Source organism: Paraburkholderia sp. RL17-381-BIF-C, assembly GCF_046026435.1.
GTDB lineage: Bacteria > Pseudomonadota > Gammaproteobacteria > Burkholderiales > Burkholderiaceae > Paraburkholderia.
Genome location: NZ_JARESX010000007.1, coordinates 1 through 22,884 on the forward strand (window position 1 = coordinate 1; position 22,884 = coordinate 22,884).

Consider the following 22,884-nt stretch of genomic DNA (forward strand, 5'->3'; position numbering starts at 1 on the left):
GTGAATGCTGTATGAAGCGATCCGGAGGACACGTGATTCGATTGCCGACGCCACCATGGCTGGTACTTGCGTTGTTGCTCCTGCTCGGCGGCTGCGCTAGCCGTCCGATCAACCCGCCGATTACCCACGCCGATCCGAATACCGGCTACCGATTCGTCACGCGCCCGCAGTATTCGACGGCCGACGAAAACCTGGTGGTGCTTGCCTTTTCGGGCGGCGGCACACGCGCTGCCGCGTTCTCGTACGGCGTCCTCGAGTTTCTACGGAATACCCAGGTCGTCGGACCTAAAGGCAAGTCACGCCTGCTTGATCATGTCGGCGTAATCACTGGCGTGTCGGGCGGCAGCTTTACCGCGCTCGCCTACGGGCTCTACGGTGACAAGCTCTTCGACGACTACGAACAGCGCTTTCTCAAACGCGACGTGCAGGGGGCGATCACTTCACGCACTTTAAACCCGACCTACTGGCCGTCACTGTGGTCAAGCGGCTGGGGTCGTTCGGAACTGGCGGCCGATCTATACGACGAGATCCTGTTCAACGGCGCGACGTTTGGCGATCTTGATCGCGGGAAAGGCCCGTTCATCATCGCATCGGCCACTGACATTTCCACCGGGGCCCGTCTGCCATTTACCCAGGCCACCTTCGACGTGCTCTGCTCGGATCTGAGTGCGATACGCCTTTCCCGTGCCGCGGCCGCATCGTCGGCAGTACCGGTGGTGCTCTCGCCCATTACGCTGAACAATTACGGCGGCACGTGCGGCTACGCGCCACCCGCCTGGATCAAGCCGTTTGTCGACTCCGTCGACCCGCCGCGGCCAGCGGCACGCGCGACCCGCCATTTGAAGGAGGAGGCGGAGTTCGGGGATGGCGTCAACCGGCCATACATCCACGTCGTGGACGGCGGCGTTTCGGACAACGTCGGCATGCGGAGCGTGCTGGATTCGCTGGAGATCATGGAAGCGCTGCAGTCAGTCGGTCAGTCCACGCCACTCGATCATATCCGCAGGATCATCGTTTTTGTCGTCAACTCGGTATCTACGCCCAAGACCGTATGGGACACGTCTGAATCCCCGCCGGGCACGCTGCAGATACTGGTGAAAGCGGCGGGCGTTCCGATCGACCACTATTCCTACGAGGCGACTGAACTGTTGAGGGACAAGCAGGCACAGTGGCAATCCATGCGCCGGATCCGCGAGGCGCCTGTCTATGCCACCAACAAGGATATGGCCATAGCAAAGGCATTGCGTACCCCGGACACGACGATCTATGCCATCGACGTGTCGTTCGCCCAGTTGACGGACCAGACAGAACTGGATTACCTGAATGAGCAGCCCACGTCGTTCTCCCTGTCGGCCGAGGCCGTCGACCGCCTGCGCGCCGCTGCGGGGAAGATCATCATGGCGTCGCCCGAATTCCAGCGGCTGCTGCAGGACGTTGGGGGCAAAATCGTGAGTGACCCGACGCGCACCGGGGCGGCAGCAACGGTACCCGCCGCGAAGTAGCGCTCGCTGGAACGCCCCGTGCGCTTGTTGTAGCCGCTCCCCTCGACCGGGCTGCGGCTTCTGGGTCCTCGCCGGTCGGACCGGAATGCATTTGTTAGAAGGAGTCAGTTCATGCGATTAACCATTGAAGCGTGGCGCTGTGCAGCCAGGGGCTTATGCATCGCGGCGACGGTACTGACCGCCGCGCCTGCCGCCTACTCCGCCCCCGCGCAGAAAGAACCAGCGGCGCGTGCCGCGGTAGCCGAGCCCGAGACCGCTGCGCAAACCCAGGCACGTGCGATTCTGATGAAAATGGCGGAGTTCCTTGGCGGGACGCCTAGCTTTCGCGTCGGTGTGCGCAGCGGGTACGATGCCGTGCAGCCGTCCGGGCAGAAGATCGAATTCGGCGAATACCGCACCGTTACGTTGAGCCGGCCCGATCGCATGCGCGTGGAAAGCGAGCGCAGCGATGGCGCAAAAACGCTCGTTGTGCTCACCGGGAAAGAGATCGTTCTCGTCGACCTCGCGAGCAAAGTCTATGCAACGACGCCGCAACCAGGCACGCTGGACGAGAGCATCGTGTATTTCGTCAGGGATCTCGGCATGCGCCTGCCGCTCGCGGCGCTGCTGTTGAACCGGCTGCCCGAAGAATTGCAAGCCCGGGTACGATCGGTGGACTATGTGGAGAAGACGAGTATCTACGGCACTGCGTCCTATCATCTGGCCGCGCGTACCGACACGGTGGATTTTCAGGTGTGGATATCAGATGGCGACAAGCCTCTGCTGCAGCGAATCGTACTGACTTACAAAAAGGCGGTGGGCCAGCCTCAGTTCTGGGCGGAATTTGTCGGCTGGGATCTCGCGCCCGGGCTGAACGATGCGACGTTCTCGGCTCAGATTCCCGATGGCCTGCAAAAGGTCGCGTTCGCAGCGCAGCTTCCGCGTGCGTCGCCAACGGCTCGCCAGTCGTCTGCGAAGAAGGGAGTCAAGTGATGAAAACAGGATCATGGGATGGTGCCGTCACGGCACTGGTCGCCGCAGTACTCGCGGTGGGCTCGATGAATCAAGCAGACGCACGAGGCGAAAGAGGCGGCAGTGCTCGTGGTGGTGGCGGCGATGGAGGCTTTTCCCGCGGCGGGGCGGCATCGGCTGGAGCTTTGTCCTCCGGCGGCACAACCGCAGCGCAAGGCGCTTCGCGATCTGGCGGCAACCAGCGGGCGACAGCCCAACAGGGGCAGGCCTCGCGCCAGGCTACAGCGACTTCAACTTCAAGTGCGAATCAGAGTGCGCGCCAGAGTTCGGCGAGTTCGATGCAGGCAACCTCCAGCCAGAATCAGGCGAACCGACAGCAGAGCACGAGCGGGAACCAGGCCCAGCGCCAGGCTACGTCGAGCCAGAACCAGAGCGCGCGACAGACCGCGGCGGCACAAACTAGCAGCCAAAACCAGAGCGCGCGACAGTCCACCGCCAAGGAGATGCAGAACACGCGTGCTACGAACGTGACCAATGTGCAGAACAACTACAATGGTAATTGCAACAACTGCTCCGACTCCGACTGGGACAGCGGCTCCGCGGCGGCCGGATTTGTGGCTGGGGCAATGGTGGTCGGTGCAGCCGCTGCCGCAACCACACCGCCACCCGCGCCCACTACCACCGTCGTCGTCGCTTCGCCTGCGCCCACACCCGCACCTGTCGCGCCGCCGTGCAACGTAGCCCCCGTCGCCGTTAAGGAGGCGACGTACTATAAGTGTGGCACGACCTGGTACGCGGCGGGATATGGGAGCAGCGGCGTGGTGTACACGCCAGTTCCGCCGCCGCCCGGATACTGATCGCGGTCGCCTCGCGGCACGGCCGGCGCTGACCGCAGGCCGGGACGAGGCCGACGCTCGAATGTCAGCATGAAAGCACGGACCAACGTGCCCTCCTGGGCGGGGATGCTGTCCTCGGCGGTCGGCCTTACCGGACCTCTCCGGTTATCGGCCCCGGACCACCTCAACGGGAGTGAAGCGAGTGTCAACGGTCATTACCGCCGCCGTTGTGGACACTTGATCGGCGAATCCGCTAACAGGAAAGGCATACAGGGCATCGCTAGAACTGCTAATCTGGCAAGGTTTCCTCTGCCAAAACCGTGAGTGCATCGCGCACGCCCGAGGCTGCGATTTGTGCGATAGATGTGTCGTTCGCGCAGTCGGCGGAGAAGGACGTGAAGCCAATCTGAATATCTAAATAAATCCACACAATCTTTTTCTGCAGCACACGGTGGTTGCCCGGTTGTCCCCGTCCCGGGACGGATCATCATGCGTCCCCTCGTACCAGCGCCTGTTCGGTATCAGAGGAAAGCTCGAGGTGGATCTATCACCCACAAGCCGGGAAGTCGTCCGCCGTGGCGGGAAATAGCGGCGACACGAATTTCCACGCTCAGTCAGCGATTGAACCAACGGTATTGGAGCGCGACCGCGACGGTCTGGAAATTTCTGCCGATGCGAGTCGTTAGCCCACGCGATCATGCGAGTTTGGTTGACCATTGCGCAGCAAGAGGAACCGACAAGGTGATCCCATAGCGAGTACTGCTTTGCAGATCCTGGTTCTGGACTGCATTGATGCTGGTCCGGCCGCCCGTGAGATACGTAACGTCTGCGGCAATCCACAGTCCGGGCCGCCACGTGTAGCCTCCATGCCATTGGAGCACGGCCAGCGGAGACTGGCTTCGTCGCTTGCCACCAAAAAAGTCCGTATTGTCGGTGAACACCCACACCCCAGCGGCGCCTTCTACAAACAAGTTGCCGACTGGCTGGGACAATCCGAGCTCAGGTTTGAACGCCCATCGGTTCGAACCCACGTTGATGATACGGGCGGACTGATATTGGGCGGTCGGCGCCACCACGCTCAGGCTGGCACCCAGTATGGTGTTCGGGCTACGTTGGGCAAGTTCCTCTGGCGTGAGCGCGGGACCACCCAACAGATTCACGGCAATCCGGAACCGTACATCGCCTAGCCCCGAACGCCAAGCCTAGCCAGGCACGCCTGCCACATTCCCAGTCAGGTTTGCATTGGCATACGGCAGCAACACCGCAATGCTGGCGAGATGTCCCGCGACGCCAAAGCTGTGAGAATAGCCTAGTGAATACGTATTGATTCGGGCTTGAAGATCGGTGATCGGCAGCGAAGGGTCCAGCGATACGTCGCCGGTCGATCGAGCATAGCCCGCCACCGCGAAGTTCGTTCCAACCGGGACGGCCGAATAGCTGCGCGGCTCCATTTCCTGCGCGGACGCAACTATGGACCACACAAGCGCTATGCCCGCCCACCAAGACTGAAAGCGCCAAATGTTTCTTTTCTTTTTGTCAAACCTCAATCCGCAGGGTGTCCGGCATGGACTGCGCAATGTGAGCCAATCGACGCTCCCGGCATTGTCATGAGTTCCTCGCGCCCGCTTGCAAAATGCGCGCGACGTACGGCGCGACCATTTTTGGCTCGATGCGCAAGCCAGATGCGCGCGTTTTGACGTCGGGGGCGGAATCCTGGCCGACCCCACACCCCGGCGGGGCAGCAACAGCGGTACCGGCAGCTTAATAGCGCCCACGCGAAGTTCCCGTGACGCTATCATTGTCATGTCAGTTGTACCTTGGCGGTGAACGGTCGGATAGTATCGAACGCCACTCGCTATAGTCCTCAAGCACCTTTTTCCACTTCGCTCCGATAGATAAGCCCACCCTTGTTCCAGGCCATGTTCTGCTTCTTCCTGGCCACCGTCTGCTCGCGCTCTTCCGATACACGAACGTGCTCAACCGCCATCTGAACCTGCCCAGGTTTCTGCCTTATCAAGCGGAGCTGTTTTCCGCCATAGACCAATCAGAATGCCAAAGCTACCCTGACAGCGGTGGTCGAAGAGTAGCAATATCATTTAATTACATCCCTTATTATTCGCAGTCTTGACGCACGTCTTGCCGCTTGGGCTCTTGTATACGCCCTTGCCATTTTTGGTCTTGGCTTCTCCGCCCTTGCTCGACTGGGTGGTGGTTACGCCGCCCGAATCCTTCTCAGACTTCCAGGCGGTGCCCGTATTGCTGTTATAGCCGCCGGCTTTCTGCCCGTTGTCGCAGACTGTGCGCCCGGTGGCGCTTGTTCTGCACTCGGCGAATGCACTAGAAGAAAGTACTAAACATGCCAGTATCACCAAGATTTTCATAGTCGTCTCCGGACATGGTCGGCACAAGACCGTTGTTTTGGTGTGTGCGTGATTGAATGGTAGTGCATCGCTAGCGTTGTCCGAGCAACTGAAAGGGAGGGACGACGGTAGCGCCGCGACTGCGAGCACCATCGGCTCGCACTGTTCGCAATAGCAATCCTCACAACGCGTGCTCCGCCGACAAGGGTCAGTCGCGGTGGTGAAAGTCGGCGCAAACGGTTCGCTCCTTACCACAACGGCGACCTCACCCGTCAATGCGATCACGATGACCGATGCTGGTCTGGTGGAAGATGTGTCTCTCCCGGGAGCGAAGGTCTCGCTGACTCAAAATTTGAGTCAGCGATCGCCGCGCGCGTTTTGCGAGGCCTCGGTCAGCTGGTCAGCTGGTCAGCTTTGAGAGTAACGGCTGTTTGCGGGTGTGCAGGCGACGCTCGAGCGTCGAGGGCGACGATAGATCCGAATGTCCCTTGGTGGCCGGTTAGTAGCTCTGGCATCAGCGTTGGCCGTTGAGAAAATCGAACCAGCCGTGCGCCTAAGCGCAGCCGTGATCAGGAATGCCCGAACCGGCCAGCGTCTGGTCGAAGAATGCCATGCAGGGTCGGGAATCTCATCCAGACGTACGTACGGTAGCCTGCATCGCTCATTCGAACAGTCACCTCCGGTTTCTCAGGTCTTGGTGGCAACTCTTCGCGACTTTCGTTTAGTGCAGCGGGGAGACAGCGCGCAACGAGGTCCCACACACCGCTCGCCCATCTCGGATAACTGCGCACAACAGCGCGTCCCCTACCTCACCGAGCACCGCATCTTTCAGGATGACCCAGTAATCCGCGAGCGCCCCCACTCACCCGTGCGATGTCCACCGTCGCGATGATGCCCTTTCCGCTTTCCAGTCCATCGGGCAACAACTCAATGGTGACTCGAAGCATCCGCTTCTCCTTTTGATGACCCTTTCATTCGGTACAGCAGTCCTGCCACGGCATACCTGATTGAGGAGTCTGAATGCCGGGCGGGCACGGTTTCTCCGCTTGCGCTTTCGCCCATGCAACCCGAGCATTATGAGTGCCCGACTTCTGCATGCCGAAACGCGGTCTCATCGACGTGTTCTGATGCGATGGCCTTGGCGGCGGCATGGTGACGCCCCGCCAGCGCGCGATAAAGCAAAATTAAGAACGGTTAATGCGCGCATCAGGACTTTCAGGGTCGCGTTCTGTAGTCTCTCGGCTTGAGACACTACAGCCGCCCTGCCACCCCGAACCGTCAAAGAATCGACATGAACCTGCCCCGCCGGTCCGCTCGTGTGCGACGTGCCACTTCCGCCACCTTGACCACCTCGACCACATTGGGCACTCACCCGTGACGCGCTTTTCGCCGACCGATGCCGCGCTGCTGTTCCTACGCGTGAGCGCCAGCGTCCTCGTGTTGCTGGTGCATGGCTTGCCGAAAGCCTTGCACTACTCGCAGGAGTTAAACGCGATCGACGATCCGTTTCACATGGGTAAGACAATGACCTTCTGGTTCGCGCTTTTCGCCGAAGTGGCGTGCCCGCTTCTGATGATCGCCGGCATCGCGACGCGCTTCGCCGCATTGCCGATTCTGGCTATCACGGTGATTGCACTCGGCTTCGTGCATCGCGAATGGACGCTCCTTGAAGCCCAGTTCGCGTGGATGCTTCTGATCATGTTCGGAACCGTCGCCATCGGCGGGGCGGGACGTTATCGGGTCACCATGCGTCCGCGCGCACCCGCGCGCGGACAAGCCTGACGCGCGTCGCATTATTTCCCAGCCCCTACCACGCCATGCCCCAGACGACACTCATGCGCGACGCACCCGCTCCAGCACTCGACCATCTGCCGGGTGAGGACACCTGGCTCGCGTCGATCGCGGGATACGTCGATACGCTCGGCTTTATCGCTCTATTCGGCCTTTTCACGGCGCACGTTACGGGCAACTTCATCCTCATTGGCTCGGGGCTGGCGGGTGCCGGTCAGGGCCTGCTGATCAAATGGCTGGCGTTTCCCGCGTTTGTCTGCGGAATCATCGCGGCGCGCGTGCTGTACAACCTGCTGTCGCCGCGCAGTCACGGCACACGCGCGTTTGCGCTGTATGTGATGCAGGCCGTGCTGCTCGCCGGGTTCATGGCGGCCGGCGTCGTCGCAGCGCCCATCACCAGTCCGGATACGCCGATTTCAATTGCTTGCGGCCTGCTCGGCGCTGCCGCGATGGGCGTGCAGAACGCGCACGGACGCCTGACTGCGCGCTCGGTTGTCGCGAACACGGTGATGACGGGCAACGTGACTCAAGCCGTAATTGACGCCTTCGACTTGCTCACTTCCCGGAGCGACACCAGGAGCCGTCAGACTGCGCGCACTCGGCTCATGCGAACCCTGCCGCCCGTAGCGGGGTTCGCGATCGGCGCCAGCGCAGGTGCTGCGGGCTTTCTGATCGCCTCTTTCTGGGCGCTGCTGTTGCCGCTCGTGGCGCTGTGCGTGCTCGCTTCGTGCGCGTGGCACGCGCGCGGCCGCTGACTCGCGTCTTCGGAGCCGCATGCGCGCGACGAACAGGCTCGCGCCAGTGCAATTCGTCGTGCGCTCGATATTTTGATTGGCGCGCGTAGCGCCGGCCAAAGTCCCGATCACTGCCCCGGGTAGTGTCCCGCCGCGATGTCCTCGAGTAACGTCGGATGAACTGGCTCCCAACCGAGCAGCGAGCGCGTGTGGGCGCTCGATGCGGGGATGTCGGCACCGAAGAACATGCTGAGCCAGTCGAATCGCGACTGCGCCTGATCGGCGGCAATCGACTCGACCGGCACGTCCAGGAACCGGCCAAGCGCGCCGGCGATCTCGCGGGTGGTAACGCCTTCTTCGGCGACCGCGTGCAGCGCGGAGCCGGCCGGCGCCTTGTCGATCGCGAGGCGCACCAGCTTGCCGGCGTCGAGCCGATTCACTGCGGGCCAGCGATTCTGCCCATCGCCGATATAAGCCGACGCGCCGCCCTGGCGCGCGATTCTCGCGAGTACCGCAACGAATCCGTGATCCCCACCGGCGCCATGCACCGTGGGTGCAAAGCGCACCACCATCGAACGGATGCCGCGCTCCCGCAGCCCGAGCACATACGCTGCATTGGCGAGACGCGGGTGGCCGTCCGGGCGCGGCGTGTCGCTTTCGATACCGACGCGCCCCGTCGCGAGGCCGAGGGTGCCGGACGCGATCAGCAGCGGTCCGCCCGTGCCGCTGAGCACATCCGCGAATGTTTCGATGGCCGCGCGATCGGTCTGGGCCGCCGCAGCCATTTGTGAAAAGTCGTGGTTGTAGCCGAGATGCACGACGCCTTCGGCCATCGTGGCCGCGGCGCGCAGGCCGTCGAGATCATCGAGGCTGCCGCGCACCACTTGCGCGCCGAGCGCGGCGATCTTCGCGGCAGCCTCATCGCTGCGAGCGAGGCCGAGCACATGATGACCGGCGTCGATGAGTTCCGTGACGCTCGCGGATCCAATCCAACCCGACGCACCAGTGACGAGAATTCGCATTGCATGCTCCGTTGATGTCATTAAGTGACATCAGTATAGCGCTATGATGTCACACAGTGTCAACACGTTTCTGGAAGGGATCATGGGTCGCTGGGAACCCAACGCAGAGCAGCGCTTTCTTGTCGCCGCGATCGAGCTGTTCAAGGAAGTCGGTTTCGAGGGCACGACGGTGGCCGCCATCGCACAGCGTGCCGGCCTGACGCCGCGTACGTTTTTTCGCTATTTCACCGACAAACGAGAGGTCCTTTTCAAAGGCTCCGAGCAGTTGCAGCAGACAATGGTCGAAGCGCTCGCGCAAGCACCGGCTGACGCATCGGCTATCGACGCCGTCGCCGCGGCTCTCGCAACCGCCGGTGAATTTTTCACCGCCGAGCGCCGGCCTTACGCGCGCGTGCGCCATGCGGTGATCGCCGCCAATCCAGAGTTGCACGAGCGGGAGTTGATCAAACTGGCGACGCTGTCAGGCGCACTCGCCGACGCCCTGCGTTTGCGCGGTGTGCAGGAGGCAGACGCGAGCCTCGTCGCCGAGGCGGGCATTGCGGTTTTCCGGGTCGCGTTCGGCCAGTGGATTGCCGACGCTGACGAGCGTGAATATGGCGAGATCGTGAGCGAATCGCTTGTGCGATTGCGGAGGCTGACTTCACTCTGACGTCACCTCGAAGTCGCGGTCTTGCTCCACGGCTACTGAGATGCGCACCGCCGCGCCGACCCCGCCACCACCGATGTTCGCCGGGTTAATAACTACGCCGCAAGTCGATGCACGTAGTCCGGCCGGTCCCTGTCATCGAGTATCGCGTACATTGCCTCCAAATTCGACGCGTCCGGATTGAGCCAGTTATCCAGGTTTTCCGGCTTGATAGGAATAATGCACCGGTCGTGACCGGCCGCAGCGACTTCAGGCGGCGGCTCGTCAGTGATGGCCGCAAATGAGAGCAAATCTGGCTCACCGGGGGCGCTCCATCGAGACCACAAACAGGCGGCATGCATCAGCTCGCCGTTGCTCGGGCGAAACTCCAGAACAACGTTCGCGTCTCGCTCATGAGATTCGGATAGCGTTCCTTCCATCCTGGCCTTGCTGACATTTTCATAAAACAGGTCCTGTTCAAGTTTGGTTGTCTGGTCAGCGTTGAACTGGTCGATAAGGACCTTGATTTCACGTTCGGCCTCAGTGTGCGGAGACCTGAAAGCGTCTTCCATCGCCTTAGGTACCTTGGCTCTGCTAACACCTTCCGCACGCTCGAAGAACAGCCGAGTGAATTCTGCAATATCCATCAACGCGCCGAAGGTGCGCACAAACCTTTAATAATCCTCCTTGATTTGAGCCGAGTAAAACACCTTGGACCTCCAGTTGATTTGTTCGCGCAAGGCGCGTCGTCCGTGCCCCGCCGCCTAAGGGTCTACTGGACGGAACCCTGGTTGCGGGCTTGCGTGACGAACAATACGGCTTGACTTAGCAAATTGCGCCTCTATCAATAAGGTTTGCTGTGAGGGTTACGCGCGATGACAACCGTCGAAAGCGCTTCAGCCGTCTCCTCGAGGCCAACCCGCGCGCACGCCGCGGCGCAGTACATACGCATGTCAACCGACCAGCAGCAATTCTCCCCGGATGCGCAAAAGCAGGCGATTTCCGAGTATGCGAAAGTGCACGGCATCCAGGTCGTGCGTACCCACGAGGATGCAGGGCTGAGCGGCCTCACGCTCCGTGAACGATCAGCACTGGTGCGCCTGCTTATTGACGTGCGCAATTCGGACCGTGATTTCGACACTGTGCTTGTGCTCGACATCTCGCGATGGGGTCGATTTCAAGGCAGTCTAGCTCCGACGCTCTGAACTGACATGCAGCATACGTATGAGGCCAATTCAGACCTCATTAGGTGGAGAAATTTCCTTCAAGGCGATTACATCTAACTTTAGGTGGATTGCCCTTGGGGGGCACTCGAACGCCGCGCCAATCTCCACCTAAAGCTTGCATGCAATTCGGTCTCGATCGCGGTGGCACAAGGCTTCTGCGACGAGCAATTTAATATCAAGTTTGCGTTGATCCTCTTCTTTCAACAATCTCCCCCAATCCAACATCCTCCCATCCACCAGCCCAGCAACCGCAGCTCCACTAAAGTACCCACGCTGCATAGCCGTTATCCGGGTGACGTAATCGTCATCTTGCCGGGCGTATTTTCGCGTCGCGGCAAACACGCATCTGATCCGCAGACGCACTGGCGCACCGGTTTATTTCCAAGGGGCACGATCGGCGACAAGCCGTCATACTCTGTCTTTTTTGCGGCAGACGGTTCCGACAACGCATTCGGAAGACTCCCGAGCGAAGTTTGACCGTCCGTCCCGTCTTTTCGACGGCAATTTCCGCGTAGCGCCACGCGCGGTTTATGTGGAGCGTATTTTGTAATGAGTCCACCCCCTGTCGTCCCATTCGTTCACGACGAGGCTGATTCCGGCGCCTTCGTGGGCGCCGCGCCAGCTTTTCGCCAACTGGTCAGGATGATCGATCGGGTCGCACCAACCGATCATCCGCTGCTTGTTTTCGGGCCGACCGGCTCAGGCAAGGAGTTGGTCGCTCGCCGCGTCCATGCGCACAGCCAGCGCCAGGATCAGCCGTTCGTCGACGTCAACTGCGGCGCGATTCCAGAAAATCTCGTTGAAGCCGAATTGTTCGGGCACGTCAAAGGCGCGTTCACCGGTGCGGGCGAAACCCGTCAGGGACTTTTCCAGCAGGTCGGCAAGGGCACGCTTCTGCTCGACGAAATCGGCGAGCTGCCACTCGCACTGCAGCCGAAACTGCTGCGGGTACTCGAAACGCGAACCTTCCGCCCGATTGGTTCATCGACCAATCTGCATTTCGCGGGCCGCGTGGTTGCCGCGACTCACCGCGACCTGCGCGAACTCGCGCGCGAAGGTCTGTTCCGCGAAGACCTGTTTTACCGGCTGGCGGTTTTCGTGCTCGCCGTTCCCGGCCTCGAACAGCGCATCGAGGACATCCCGGCTCTCGTCACCCACTTCGCGGCGCAGCACACGCGTCGCCTCGAATTTTCGCCGGCGGCCATCCGCCGGCTGTCCCAGCACGCATGGCCGGGCCACATCCGGCAGTTGCGCAACCTGATCAGCCAGTTGAGCGTGCTCGCCGAGAACACGCTCATCGACGTCGATTCGCTCGAGCCGTTTCTTGCCAATGAAACGACCGGGCCGGTGTCGCGCGCAAGCCTCGCTGACATGCTGCTGCAACTCGAAGGCCGCGACAAGCTCGCAGTCGCTGAAGACCTCCTGATCGACCGCGCGCTCGAACGCACCAGCGGCAACAAAAGCGCGGCCGCCACCTTGCTGGGCGTGGGCCGGAAGACCATTGAGCGGCGTCTGAAGTCACGCGAGGAACATCATCGGGAAGCGCGCAAGTGTCTCGAGCACGCCAGCGCGCTGATCGAAGAATCGAAGTTCGCCGAAGCCATCCCGCTGTTGCGCCGTTGCCTCGACGTGCTGCAAACGCCCCAGGAACAGGAGTCCGTGCGCCGTCTTCAGTTTGACGCCTACCGGCTGCTCGGCATGAGCTTGCGTAGCGTGCACGGCTGGTTGTACGCGGAAGCCACCGCCTGCTACGCCGCCGCACTGACCATCGGCGAAGGCGTCTGTGCGCCCGCCGAACTCGCGGCGATCCAGTTCGGCATCTGGACCACGCAACTGACGACGCTTCAGCTCAAGCAGGCGCGCGCCACCGCGCAGAATATGCTGGAGCGCGCCCAGAACGGCGGCGACCGGGTCTCGCTCGACGAAGCCCACGTCGCGATGACCAACACGCTCTTCTGGCTAGGCGACAGCGAGGAAGCGTTGGCCTGTCTCGCGCGCGGCAATCTGCTCGGCGTGGGGCGAGAAGACGCCCGTACCGGTTCGCAGGGAATCGACCTCGCCAGTCTCGCACTGACTTTCGAAGGCCTCGCCGCGTATCAGATCGGCGCATTCGGGCAAGCGCGGCGCGCCATGGACATGCTGATCCTGCGCGCCTCCGAGCCCGGCGCGCACGCGTTGGCTCATGCCGTCAACCTGCAGGGCGCGGCCTGGCTCGCCTGCCTGTTCGACGACGAAAGCCGCCTCGGCGATCTCGCGAGCGAACTCGAATCGGTTTCGATCGCGAACGGTTTTGCGTTCTATCGAGGCGTCGGCCAGGTGCTTCGCGGCTGCCACCTCAGTTCGCTCGGCCACCCCGACGAAGCGGAAACCGTCATGATCGACGGCTTCGACAACCACATGCTCTGCAACGGCGGCGCGCTGTTCTATTCGTTCAAGACGTGGCAGCACGGCGAACTGCTGCTGCGCGCCGGCCGCGCGAAGGAGTGCGAGGCGCTTCTCGCCACTGCGATCGACGAAACGCTCGCCCGCCAGGAACGGGTTTATCTGGGCGAACTCCTCGTCACCCGAGCCCGCGCGCAATGGGCGCTCGGCGACGTCAACGCCGCGGAACTGGGTCTGCGCACCGCCATGTCCACCGCCCTCGCCTTCGGCTCGGTGCCCGCACGCGTGGACGCCGCGCGCTATCTCGCCGATCTGCTGCGCTCCACCGGCCGCAACGCCGAAGCCATCGACACCCTCGAGCGCGGCTTGCGCTCGTTGACGGGGGACCCGACCGCGCGCGTCATCAGCGCCATGGATCTGCTCGCCAAACTTCAGCAGGAAGCGTCTTTCAACATCGACAATAAAGGAATCTTGAATGGCCTATGAATTACGACGGGAAGATCTGGAGCCGCTGCTTCTGGGCGCGGCGTTCTTTGGCTCCGGCGGTGGCGGCACGATCGTATCGGCGCGACACCTGGCCGAGCATTTCGTAAAGGGCGACTATTACCCGACGGATACGGTCAAGGTCGTCTCGGTGGACGAGGCCACCGAAGGCGCGGCGGTCATGGTCGCCTATCTCGGCGCGCCTGAAGCCATCAATTCAGCCACCTATCCGATCGGACCGGTGACGGCCGTGCAGAACGTCCAGAAGCGGCTTGCATCGCAATCCGTGAAGCTCGCCTATGTCATGCCGCCGGAAAGCGGCGCGCTGGGCTTTACGGTCGCGGCGCTCGTGGCGGCGAAACTCGGGCTGGCGGTCATCGACGCCGACGGCGCCGGCCGCGCCGTGCCGTCGTTGCCAATGCTCACTTTCGCGGCCGCGGAGATCGATCCGCGCCCGGCGTTTCTCGTGAGCCAGGGCGGCCTGTGCGTGGAGCTCGACGTGACGCCGCGCAACGACAGCAACGGCGGACCGACCCATCAGCGCGACGTGTCGGCGATCGTCGAACAGATGATGCGTCCGGTCGTGGCCGATCCCGAATTCGGTCAGTTCGGCGGCCTCGCCATGTGGGTCATGAATGCGTGCGACATCGGCCGCGCAACGCCGATTCGCGGCACGCTCAAGCGCGCGCTGGAGCTTGGCCGCGCGGTGCGGGCCGGGCAGATCGGCAGCGCCCAGCAGATGATCGACTATCTCGCCGAGCGTTGCGACCTTGCCGCGCGGGCGATCTCCACACCCGGCGAACTGGTATCGGCCGAAGTGGATACGAGCGGCGGCTTCGATGTCGGCAAGATTCGCATTCAGGCCGGGCAGCGTACCTACACGGTGATCTACCAGAACGAGTCGCTGCTCGCGTGGGACAGCGCATGTGCGCAGCCGATCGTGCTGGCGCCGGACAGCGTCGCGTATTTCGTCGGCGGCGAAGGTCAGTCGATCTTCAGCAATGGCGACCTCGTGAACGACGACGGTTCGCTGAACCCGGCAATCGGCAAGCGCCCCGTGACGCTGATCGCCTGGCGTGCGGAAGCGGAATTGCGCAAACCCGGCCTGATTCTCGACAGCTTCATGGAACAGCTCAACAAGCTTGGCTATCTCGGGCCGTACGTGCCGCTCGAATCGCTCCAGTCCGCACGCAAGGGGGAAGCATCGTGAGCGCCCCACTTCGCATCTGCGTGCTCGTGCCCGTCGCCACGTCGCAATACAACGACCGCATCATGAAAGCCGTCGCGCCGGTCCTGCCGCCGGACGTGCAGGTCGAGATTCGCAACATCACGCAGGGACATCCCGATATCGAGAATCGGACCAACTGGTTGCAAAACGGCATGCCGGTGGTCGAACTCGCACAGTCGATAGCGAATGACGGCTTTGACGGCATCTGGCTGACCGACTTCGACATGTGCGGTGTCGAAGCGGCACGCGAGGTGATCGACATTCCGATCATCGGGGGATTTCCGGCGTCGGCTTTCACGGCGCTCGCGCTCAGTCAGCGGTTCTCCATCGTCACGATTCTGCAAAGCACGGTCGCGATGCAGCGCGCTCATCCGCAGACTTACGGGATTCAGAACACGTTCGCCTCGATCCGGGCGATCGACTGCCCTGTCGCGCAACTGGAAAACATCGACGTCGTGGTGGTGCGCACCTTCGAAGCGGCCATGGCCGCGATCAAGGAAGACGGCGCGCAGGCGATTCTGCTCGGCTGCACGGGTTTCGTGGACGTGGCGAGCCGCGTATCCACGCTGCTTAGCGAGGCCTTGGGCGTCTACGTGCCGGTGATCGATCCGAATCAGGCCGGTTTCAGCTTCCTCGTGTCGCTGGTGCGGATGAAAGTGCGCCCCAGCCGCTTGACCTACAGCAAGGTCAGCCTTCAGTCGTAAGCGGCGCGTCTGCCCGCGCCCCTCGGGCGCGGCAATTGCGTAATCGGCCCATAGACCGCTTTATGCGATTGCCGCGCGCGCCACGCTCGCCTTGAGCGCTTCTGCCCGCCTCCCCCATTTCTCCTCGATGCCGGCCGATTTCGTTCCGCGCGGACGAATTCGCCCGTTTATTCGTCGCGAACGCCTGATTGGACGAAATCGTCCAATTTCGCCCAAGTCTATGGACGCAAATGTCCAATGTCACGCGTCCAACTGTCGCAGGTCCTTGCCCCTATGCGGGTTTCACCCTGGCACGGTCATTGCTTTAGTAGTTCCGATTCAGCCATCGCTTGGATATCCAACCCCAGACAGGCGGTAGCAGTGCGACGCAACCATGACCACGTTCCACCTGCATCCTGGGAACGCGAAATCAAACGTCCGAGTAGCCGGGGAGAGCCTGAGAGACCAAAAAGATCGCGCGCGGCAACGTGTTCGAGAGATCGAACCCGATTGCTGACGCGACGATCAACGCCAGCGACACGAATCGCTGGATGCAAATTGAGAGAGGGTTGTGCTGTTGTTGTAGTAGTGGCTGTCGTGTGTCCATGTAGGGCGACCGAACACTTCCGCAGAGAAGAGCGTCGCAATGCGTGACACCGAAATAACGGATTCGTCTGGCCATGCATCGGACGAACCGCTGCGGGGTTCGGCCGTCGTTGCCCTCTTCGGGAGATAAGCAACGGCGGCTCGTCCTTTCGATCGACCTGCGGCATGCGCGGAAGATCGGCCCATTTTTCACGCAGCGAGACGGTCCCACTGCGGCATTCGCATTCCAGTCATTCCAGTATTAGCAGCCCTACGCGGCGTCAGATTGTTAGCGACGTTGCGAGCGGAATACCTTGGCCATTCCACGGGGATTCATCGCATGCACCACCACCTGTTCGAACGAGAGCTCGTTCATCTGGAGCGCGTAGTCGCTTGCGCGCCGAAAGAGCCCTTCTCACCTACCTACTGGCGCGATCGCGTCGAGCATCTAAAGAACTGTCCGCACGCGCCGCTCTATCACTACCGGATTGCACGCCTGTCCGAACGCGTCGCGCAACTGAGCGGTTGAGCGAGCCTGTCGCTATCCGAGGGGCGCGTCGCGGCCGATCCGGCGCCGCGCCGTGCGACAGTCCGAATCGACAGGACTGCGCGTTGCTATCGATATGCGAAAAAATTGGTTCGACGCACGCGCATGATTGCAGACACTTGGTGTGTTGCAACCGATCTGCCGACCATCATGAAGGGATTCGGATATCTTGCTCATCGTATCTCCGATGAAGCGACGGAAGACGCCACTGCGCCATCGGGCCAGCATCGGAAGTCCCTTAAACGGGTCGGCTCCGTGCTGCTGGTCGCGGCCATTCTGGCGTGTATTCACAGGGAAATTTCCGGTGCGATCGACGGATCACTCCTTTCCGTGGTCACGTCCTATGCTAACGGCGCGTTGCACCATGTTGCGTCGGTCTTGCTGAACCGCAGTCCATGACCGGATCGCTCGGCGTATCTGAACAACGGCGCTCGTGCGGACACGAGCGACCACCGCGCCAGCATGGCACCTGTCACTCAGCCGGAGGGCAAAACGGGCGCTCAACTGTCCACGCTGTTGTCGCTGTTGCCGCGCTCATTCCTGCGCACAGCTAGCTCGTATAGCCACCAGCCTGCCACCGTAGCCTGCAAGAAATAAGCGCCTCAATGTCAGGCGCTGCGAGCAGCGCTATCGCCGGATCTGGGCAGTAACTGGACACCTCCCATCCCACGCCAAACATTGCTTCATTGGATCCCCAGCACGCGGCGCACCGCCGGTGGGGATGTCGGCGGCCGTTTCGGCGCGCTCAACGCTCACAGCCAGAAGTGGTTACCTGAATTTGTTAAAAATTGGTTATTCCATGAGTCCAATTCGCGGACTAATCTTCCCCCATCGCATCACCGGATGCGCCTCATCCCACTCAGGAGCGAATCATGGAACAACGTCTCGATTTCTACAAAGCCAACCCCGCCGCGATCAAGGCGCTAATCGGCGTCGAAGAGCGCATCGGCAAGTCGGCGCTCGAAAAATCCCTGACCGAACTGGTCCGCCTGCGCGCCTCGCAGATCAACGGCTGCGCGTACTGCGTCGATATGCATACGACCGACGCTCGCAATGGCGGCGAAACCGAACGGCGTCTGGCCACCGTGGTGGTGTGGCGCGAAACGCCCTTCTTTACCGACCGCGAACGTGCGGCGCTCGAATGGACTGAGGCGCTGACCCTGGTTTCGCTCGACCATGTGCCCGACGCCGTGTGGACCGCCGTGCGCCCCCACTTCAGCGACGCGGAGCTGGTCGACCTGACCCTGCTGATTTCGGCGATCAACGCATGGAACCGCTTCGCGATCGCATTCCGCAAGCTGCCGGCGTAAGCACATCCAGTCAGCGCACACCGCAACCATTTTTGAGTGATCCAGCCAAGGAGAGCAATGATGAAAGTAATGCACGTGGATGCGAGCGCCAAGCGTGAGCGATCCAACTCCCGCGCATTGAGCCGGTTCTTTATCGAGTGTCTGCGCGAGGAAGGGGTGGAGCTCGACATCGATTATCTGGATGTGACGGTGGATACGCCGCCCCATGTGAGCGAAGCTTTCGCCATCGCCACCTACACGCCGGAGCACGAACGCACCGCTGCCATGCGCGCGACGCTGGCCGGCTCCGATGCATTGTGCCGACGCCTGCTCGAAGCCGACGCGCTCGTCTTCGCCATGCCCATGTACAACTGGTCGATGCCCTCCGCCTTCAAGGCGTTTGTCGATAGCGTGACGCGCACCAACGTGACCTACGCGAATACTGCCGACGGCCGCATCGAAGGCCAGCTCGGGCGCCAAAAGGTTCTGTTCATCACGAGCCGCGGCGCGGATTTGCGTCCCGGCTCGCCCTATTCCTCGATGGACGCGCTGACGCCCGCGCTAAAAGCGGCCTTCGGCTTCCTTGGCGTCGCGGACCCCACCTTCGTCGATGCACAGCCGCTGCAGTTCTCCAACCAGGAGGCGCGAGCCGAGGCACTCGAGCGGGCACGTTCCGAGTTGTCGGCAGTGGCGGCGACGTGGGCGAAATCGGCAACGTCTCGCACAACGGAAACGGCCACGGAAGCCACGACGCCTTAATGCCTTAATGCGTTGATGCCCACCCGATCGGAACGCAGATGAATGCCGACATCGATTCGGGATACTAATGTTTTATCGAATTCGAGAGTATTGAAATGCACACCAGGACACTTATCGCGGCCGTCGCATTCGCCGGCCTTTCCCTCACGGCCGTATCGCACGACCTGTTCGCCGAGGAACCGGCTGCGCCGCGCGAAACGATTACGCCCGCTTTCGCCGAAGCGATCGCCAACGTCCCCGGCAAGAAGATGACAGCCTTGATCGTCGACTATGCGCCGGGCGGCAAATCGCCCGCGCATCGGCATGGTCAGGCTTTCGTGGTCGGTTATGTGCTGTCCGGCGCCATTCGCAGCCAGGTGAACAACGGCGAGGAAAAGGTCTACCACGCGGGTGAACATTGGACCGAAAAACCCGGCGTTCATCACACCGAGAGTGAAAACGCCAGTGCTACGGAACCGGCCAGATTGCTGGCCATCTTCGTCGCCGATTCGAAAGACAAAGACCTCGTCACGTTCGACCGGAAGTGACCAGAAGTGACCGGAGCGACCCAGCGCGCCGGCGATCGATACGTATAGACGCGTGGATCACTCGCGCACCGTCTCACTTCAGACGGGACGTCAGTGCGAAGCCCTTTGGGACCACGCCGGGACGTCTGCCATCGGCACCACCGGTTCGAAGCGATGCAAAGTCGGAACCTGACGCTCGCCTGACCTGCTTCAGGAAACCACGAACGTCGCCCGATTCGAAAGATGCTCGACCATGCGCCGCGCGGCGGGCTGCAGCGCACCCAGCTCCCGAAAGCACACCACGAACTGGCGCAGCGCCCACGAGTTCGTCAGCGGAATCGTCTCGATGTCGAAGATCCGCTTATAGGCTTCCCCCACTTCGAGCGGTACGACGCTGATGCCGAGTCGCGCGGCGACCACCCGGAACGCGGCGTCGAAGTTGGACACGATCACGCGATACGACACCGTGTGCCCCGCTTTCGCGGCCGCGCGTTGCAACATCGTATGGACCGCGGTCGAGGGCGGCATGCCGACGTGATCATGCTCGAGCGTCTGCTCAAACCGCACCGACTTCAGTCCCGCCAACGGGTGGCCGGGATAGACGGCAAGCGCCAGCCGGTCCTGCCGATACGGCAGATGCTGCAAGCCTTCCAGGTCCGCGTTGTCCCAGCAGACGCCGACGGCCGCCGCGCCTTCCCGGAGTTGGCGAACAAGATCGATGGAGAGATGCTCCTCCACGTCGACACGGATGTTCTGGTTATCCGGCTCGCGCATGAAGGACGCGATGTCGTCCAGCAGTACCTCGGCGATCGCCGAAGCCGTCGCGCACACACTGACGCTCCCCCTGAGGCCACTGCCGAACGCCGCGACGTCGCTGGCGATCCGGTCCATCGTGAACAGAACATTGCGCGCGTGTTCCAGCAGGGACAGCCCTGCCGGCGTCGGCTGGACCCCGCGGCGCGAGCGCGTGAGCAGCGGCACGCCGAGGTCGGTCTCCAGTTGTGCGATCCGCTTGCTGATCGCGGACGGCTCGATATGTTCTTCTTCCGCCGCGCGGCCCATGTTGCGGTGCTCGCAGACGGCCACGAATAGCCGCAGCGTCTTGAGATCGATGTCTCGCATGCCTGTCTCCTCACCTGCCCTTTACTTTCCATATGGGAATCTCACCCGTTCCAAAATACCTCTTTATGGCAAACGTGGAAAGTCTAGAGTGACGACATCGCCAGCACCCATGACTGGCAGGTATTCAGGAGACACCGATGTCCTCGTTCCCCTCGAGCGTCGTCATTCGCGAAGTTGGCTTGCGGGACGGCCTTCAGAGCATTCAGACCATTCTTTCCACCGAGCGCAAGATCGAATGGATCGCCGGTGCTTATGCCGCCGGTCAGCGCGAAATCGAAGTCGGCTCGTACGTTCCCGCCAAACTCATGCCGCAACTCGCGGACACCGCCGAACTGGTGGCGTACGCGAAAACCCTACCCGGCCTGCTCGTCTCGGTGCTCGTGCCGAACTTCAAGGGCGCCGAACGCGCGATCGAATCGCAAGCCGATCTGATGCTGGTGCCGCTGTCCGCCAGTCACGCTCATAGCCTCGCCAACCTCCGCAAAACACCCGACGAAGTGATCGCCGAAGTCGCCCGCATTCGTGCGGCACGTGACGCCGCCGGCTCGAAGACGTTGATCGAAGGCGGCATCGGTACTGCATTCGGCTGCACGATCCAGGGTGCGGTCGATCAGGCCGAAGTGCTGCGCTGCATGCAAGGGCTTCTCGACGCCGGCGCGGATCGCGTGAGCATTGCCGATACGGTCGGCTACGGCGGCCCTGCTGCCGTGCGCGAACTGTTCGGCAAGGCTCGCGCCATTGCCGGCGACAAATTCTGGTGCGGCCATTTCCACGACACGCGCGGTCTCGCTCTCGCCAATGTCTTCGCCGCGCTCGAAACCGGCGTGGCCCGCTTCGACGCGACGCTCGCCGGTATCGGCGGCTGCCCGCATGCGCCGGGTGCAAGCGGCAACGCCGCCAGTGAAGACCTCGCGTTCATGCTTGCCGATATGGGCATCTCCACCGGCATCGATATTCCCCGCCTGCTTGCTCTGCGGGAAAAGGTCGCGCAATGGCTGTCCGGCGAAACACTGCACGGCGCCCTGTGGCTTTCGGGTTTGCCGAAAACTTTCGCGCACGCTGCGAGCGCAACACTCAACGCCTGAGGTCATGATGAATACTCCGAATCCCCTTCCTCTCGCCGGCGTGCGTGTCATCGAGTTCACGCACATGGTCATGGGCCCGACCTGCGGCATGATCCTCGCCGACCTCGGCGCGGAAGTCATCAAGATCGAGCCGCCAGGCGGCGACAAGACGCGCAAGCTGCCGGGACTCGGCATTGGCTTCTTCCGTTCGTTCAACCGCAACAAGAAGAGCGTGGTGCTCGACATCAATACGCCTGATGGGCACGCCGCCGCGGTTGAACTGATCGGCCAGTGCGATGTGATGCTGGAGAACTTCCGGCCGGGCCTGATGGCGAAACTCGGACTCGACTACGAAACGCTCTCGAAGATCTATCCAAATCTGATCTACGTGTCGCACAAAGGCTTTCTGCCAGGGCCGTACGAAAAGCGCCTCGCGCTCGACGAAGTCGTGCAGATGATGGGCGGTCTCTCTTATATGACAGGACCTGTGGGCCGACCGCTGCGCGCGGGCACTTCCGTCAACGACATCATGGGCGGCATGTTCGGCGCGATCGGTGTACTGGCCGCGCTGCGCGAGCGCGATACGACGGGCCGCGGTCAGGAAATCCAGAGTGCGCTGTTCGAGAACTGCGTGTTCCTGAGCGGTCAGCACATGCAGCAGTACGCGATGACGAAGGAGCCGCCGCCGCCCATGCCTTCGCGCGTTTCGGCATGGAGCGTCTACGACGTTTTCACACTTGCCGAGAACGAACAGCTCTTTATCGGCGCCGTGAGCGACAAGCAGTTCATCACGTTGTGTGACGTACTGGAACGGCCCGATCTCGCTGCCGAACCGCAGTTCGCCAGCAACGCGCTACGTGTCGCGGTGCGACCTGAACTGCTGATTCGCCTTGGCGAAATCCTCAAGCATCACCGCGCCGACGAACTCTCGCTGAAGCTCGAAGCCGCCGGCATTCCTTACGCGCCGATCATGCGGCCCGACCAGTTGCTCGACGATCCGCATCTGAAGGCAAGCGGCGGTCTGGTGCCGATGGAAACCGAGGACGGCATGACGGAGGTCGTGCTTCTGCCCCTGCTGATGGGTGGACGCCGCCCCGGCGTGCGTCAGGCGCTGGCCCGTGTCGGCGAGCATACGCAGGAAATCCTCGCCCGCCTGACAGGCCGGGCAGCGGCTTGAGACAACCGCGGG

22 protein-coding genes and 1 pseudogene are annotated in these 22,884 nt (G+C 62.0%); 17 read left to right on the top strand and 6 right to left on the bottom strand.

Annotation, left to right across the window (positions count from 1 at the left end):
• A partial coding sequence (locus P0D70_RS06895; protein WP_408183843.1) for a patatin-like phospholipase family protein occupies positions 1–1,502 on the top strand: 1,502 nt, incomplete at its 5' end.
• Positions 1,503–1,613: 111 nt separating this feature from the next.
• Positions 1,614–2,474, top strand: coding sequence for a DUF2092 domain-containing protein (locus tag P0D70_RS06900; protein ID WP_408183845.1), 861 nt, complete (start codon positions 1,614–1,616; stop codon positions 2,472–2,474).
• A gap of 1,510 nt (positions 2,475–3,984) precedes the next feature.
• Here the strand turns inward: P0D70_RS06900 and P0D70_RS06905 are convergent.
• The 3 genes and pseudogenes from P0D70_RS06905 to P0D70_RS06915 all read right to left on the bottom strand — a co-directional run.
• Positions 3,985–4,473, bottom strand: a pseudogene (locus tag P0D70_RS06905) (transporter); the annotation flags it as partial.
• Positions 4,474–4,491: 18 nt separating this feature from the next.
• Positions 4,492–4,740 (bottom strand): hypothetical protein, encoded by a 249-nt coding sequence (locus P0D70_RS06910; RefSeq protein ID WP_408183849.1) that lies wholly within the window; start codon positions 4,738–4,740, stop codon positions 4,492–4,494.
• 645 nt (positions 4,741–5,385) lie between these two features.
• Positions 5,386–5,670, bottom strand: coding sequence for a hypothetical protein (locus P0D70_RS06915; protein ID WP_408183851.1), 285 nt, complete (start codon positions 5,668–5,670; stop codon positions 5,386–5,388).
• Between the two features lie 1,353 nt (positions 5,671–7,023).
• Between P0D70_RS06915 and P0D70_RS06920 the strand changes: the two genes are divergently transcribed.
• Positions 7,024–7,431 carry a DoxX family protein gene (locus P0D70_RS06920; protein WP_408183853.1) on the top strand — a complete coding sequence of 136 codons (408 nt, stop codon included), beginning with the start codon at positions 7,024–7,026 and terminating at the stop codon, positions 7,429–7,431.
• Between the two features lie 53 nt (positions 7,432–7,484).
• Positions 7,485–8,195, top strand: a complete 711-nt coding sequence (locus tag P0D70_RS06925; protein ID WP_408183855.1) for a YoaK family protein — start codon at positions 7,485–7,487, stop codon at positions 8,193–8,195.
• 107 nt (positions 8,196–8,302) lie between these two features.
• Here P0D70_RS06925 and P0D70_RS06930 read toward each other — a convergent pair whose 3' ends face one another.
• Positions 8,303–9,196, bottom strand: a complete 894-nt coding sequence (locus tag P0D70_RS06930) for an SDR family oxidoreductase (RefSeq protein WP_408183857.1) — start codon at positions 9,194–9,196, stop codon at positions 8,303–8,305.
• 82 nt (positions 9,197–9,278) lie between these two features.
• Here P0D70_RS06930 and P0D70_RS06935 point away from each other — a divergent pair, with 82 nt between their 5' ends.
• Entirely contained in the window at positions 9,279–9,845 is a 567-nt protein-coding gene (locus tag P0D70_RS06935) for a TetR family transcriptional regulator (RefSeq protein ID WP_408183859.1), read from the top strand.
• 92 nt (positions 9,846–9,937) lie between these two features.
• Here P0D70_RS06935 and P0D70_RS06940 read toward each other — a convergent pair whose 3' ends face one another.
• The gene (locus tag P0D70_RS06940; protein WP_408183861.1) at positions 9,938–10,489 is read right to left on the bottom strand and encodes an SOS response-associated peptidase family protein; all 552 of its coding nucleotides are present in this window, start codon (positions 10,487–10,489) and stop codon (positions 9,938–9,940) included.
• 207 nt (positions 10,490–10,696) lie between these two features.
• Between P0D70_RS06940 and P0D70_RS06945 the strand changes: the two genes are divergently transcribed.
• The 10 genes from P0D70_RS06945 to P0D70_RS06990 all read left to right on the top strand — a co-directional run bounded on the left by P0D70_RS06945 (position 10,697) and on the right by P0D70_RS06990 (position 19,530).
• The gene (locus tag P0D70_RS06945; RefSeq protein WP_408183864.1) at positions 10,697–11,026 is read left to right on the top strand and encodes a recombinase family protein; all 330 of its coding nucleotides are present in this window, start codon (positions 10,697–10,699) and stop codon (positions 11,024–11,026) included.
• A 162-nt stretch (positions 11,027–11,188) separates the two neighbouring features.
• Complete coding sequence (locus P0D70_RS06950) at positions 11,189–11,524, top strand: hypothetical protein (protein ID WP_408183866.1); 336 nt, start codon at positions 11,189–11,191, stop codon at positions 11,522–11,524.
• A gap of 72 nt (positions 11,525–11,596) precedes the next feature.
• On the top strand, positions 11,597–13,915 hold the full coding sequence (locus tag P0D70_RS06955; RefSeq protein WP_408183869.1) for a sigma 54-interacting transcriptional regulator: 2,319 nt from the start codon (positions 11,597–11,599) through the stop codon (positions 13,913–13,915).
• Complete coding sequence (locus P0D70_RS06960) at positions 13,905–15,122, top strand: S-methyl thiohydantoin desulfurase domain-containing protein (RefSeq protein ID WP_408183870.1); 1,218 nt, start codon at positions 13,905–13,907, stop codon at positions 15,120–15,122. The genes P0D70_RS06955 and P0D70_RS06960 overlap by 11 nt, the downstream gene beginning before the upstream one ends.
• The gene (locus P0D70_RS06965; protein ID WP_408183871.1) at positions 15,119–15,844 is read left to right on the top strand and encodes an aspartate/glutamate racemase family protein; all 726 of its coding nucleotides are present in this window, start codon (positions 15,119–15,121) and stop codon (positions 15,842–15,844) included. The genes P0D70_RS06960 and P0D70_RS06965 overlap by 4 nt, the downstream gene beginning before the upstream one ends.
• Positions 15,845–16,748: 904 nt before the next feature.
• Positions 16,749–16,937, top strand: coding sequence for a hypothetical protein (locus P0D70_RS06970; protein ID WP_091808456.1), 189 nt, complete (start codon positions 16,749–16,751; stop codon positions 16,935–16,937).
• A 123-nt stretch (positions 16,938–17,060) separates the two neighbouring features.
• Entirely contained in the window at positions 17,061–17,354 is a 294-nt protein-coding gene (locus tag P0D70_RS06975) for a hypothetical protein (RefSeq protein WP_408183872.1), read from the top strand.
• A gap of 473 nt (positions 17,355–17,827) precedes the next feature.
• The gene (locus P0D70_RS06980) at positions 17,828–18,265 is read left to right on the top strand and encodes a carboxymuconolactone decarboxylase family protein (protein ID WP_091808452.1); all 438 of its coding nucleotides are present in this window, start codon (positions 17,828–17,830) and stop codon (positions 18,263–18,265) included.
• 60 nt (positions 18,266–18,325) lie between these two features.
• Positions 18,326–19,003 carry an FMN-dependent NADH-azoreductase gene (locus P0D70_RS06985; protein WP_408183965.1) on the top strand — a complete coding sequence of 226 codons (678 nt, stop codon included), beginning with the start codon at positions 18,326–18,328 and terminating at the stop codon, positions 19,001–19,003.
• Between the two features lie 95 nt (positions 19,004–19,098).
• Positions 19,099–19,530 carry a cupin domain-containing protein gene (locus tag P0D70_RS06990; RefSeq protein ID WP_408183873.1) on the top strand — a complete coding sequence of 144 codons (432 nt, stop codon included), beginning with the start codon at positions 19,099–19,101 and terminating at the stop codon, positions 19,528–19,530.
• A gap of 189 nt (positions 19,531–19,719) precedes the next feature.
• Here P0D70_RS06990 and P0D70_RS06995 read toward each other — a convergent pair whose 3' ends face one another.
• Entirely contained in the window at positions 19,720–20,631 is a 912-nt protein-coding gene (locus P0D70_RS06995) for a LysR family transcriptional regulator (RefSeq protein WP_408183874.1), read from the bottom strand.
• A 137-nt stretch (positions 20,632–20,768) separates the two neighbouring features.
• Between P0D70_RS06995 and P0D70_RS07000 the strand changes: the two genes are divergently transcribed.
• Both P0D70_RS07000 and P0D70_RS07005 read left to right on the top strand, forming a co-directional pair.
• Positions 20,769–21,716 (top strand): hydroxymethylglutaryl-CoA lyase, encoded by a 948-nt coding sequence (locus P0D70_RS07000; RefSeq protein ID WP_408183875.1) that lies wholly within the window; start codon positions 20,769–20,771, stop codon positions 21,714–21,716.
• Positions 21,717–21,723: 7 nt separating this feature from the next.
• Complete coding sequence (locus P0D70_RS07005) at positions 21,724–22,872, top strand: CaiB/BaiF CoA transferase family protein (protein ID WP_408183966.1); 1,149 nt, start codon at positions 21,724–21,726, stop codon at positions 22,870–22,872.
• Positions 22,873–22,884 lie beyond the last annotated feature (12 nt).

Bases quoted from the DNA above. Each gene is read 5' to 3' on its own strand.
- P0D70_RS06900 (WP_408183845.1), top strand. From the start codon at position 1,614: ATGCGATTAACCATTGAAGCGTGGCGCTGTGCAGCCAGGGGCTTATGC.
- P0D70_RS06910 (WP_408183849.1), bottom strand. From the start codon at position 4,740: ATGGAGCCGCGCAGCTATTCGGCCGTCCCGGTTGGAACGAACTTCGCG.
- P0D70_RS06915 (WP_408183851.1), bottom strand. From the start codon at position 5,670: ATGAAAATCTTGGTGATACTGGCATGTTTAGTACTTTCTTCTAGTGCA.
- P0D70_RS06925 (WP_408183855.1), top strand. From the start codon at position 7,485: ATGCGCGACGCACCCGCTCCAGCACTCGACCATCTGCCGGGTGAGGAC.
- P0D70_RS06930 (WP_408183857.1), bottom strand. From the start codon at position 9,196: ATGCGAATTCTCGTCACTGGTGCGTCGGGTTGGATTGGATCCGCGAGC.
- P0D70_RS06935 (WP_408183859.1), top strand. From the start codon at position 9,279: ATGGGTCGCTGGGAACCCAACGCAGAGCAGCGCTTTCTTGTCGCCGCG.
- P0D70_RS06945 (WP_408183864.1), top strand. From the start codon at position 10,697: ATGACAACCGTCGAAAGCGCTTCAGCCGTCTCCTCGAGGCCAACCCGC.
- P0D70_RS06955 (WP_408183869.1), top strand. From the start codon at position 11,597: ATGAGTCCACCCCCTGTCGTCCCATTCGTTCACGACGAGGCTGATTCC.
- P0D70_RS06960 (WP_408183870.1), top strand. From the start codon at position 13,905: ATGGCCTATGAATTACGACGGGAAGATCTGGAGCCGCTGCTTCTGGGC.
- P0D70_RS06970 (WP_091808456.1), top strand. From the start codon at position 16,749: ATGCACCACCACCTGTTCGAACGAGAGCTCGTTCATCTGGAGCGCGTA.
- P0D70_RS06975 (WP_408183872.1), top strand. From the start codon at position 17,061: ATGATTGCAGACACTTGGTGTGTTGCAACCGATCTGCCGACCATCATG.
- P0D70_RS06980 (WP_091808452.1), top strand. From the start codon at position 17,828: ATGGAACAACGTCTCGATTTCTACAAAGCCAACCCCGCCGCGATCAAG.
- P0D70_RS06985 (WP_408183965.1), top strand. From the start codon at position 18,326: ATGAAAGTAATGCACGTGGATGCGAGCGCCAAGCGTGAGCGATCCAAC.
- P0D70_RS06990 (WP_408183873.1), top strand. From the start codon at position 19,099: ATGCACACCAGGACACTTATCGCGGCCGTCGCATTCGCCGGCCTTTCC.
- P0D70_RS06995 (WP_408183874.1), bottom strand. From the start codon at position 20,631: ATGCGAGACATCGATCTCAAGACGCTGCGGCTATTCGTGGCCGTCTGC.
- P0D70_RS07000 (WP_408183875.1), top strand. From the start codon at position 20,769: ATGTCCTCGTTCCCCTCGAGCGTCGTCATTCGCGAAGTTGGCTTGCGG.
- P0D70_RS07005 (WP_408183966.1), top strand. From the start codon at position 21,724: ATGAATACTCCGAATCCCCTTCCTCTCGCCGGCGTGCGTGTCATCGAG.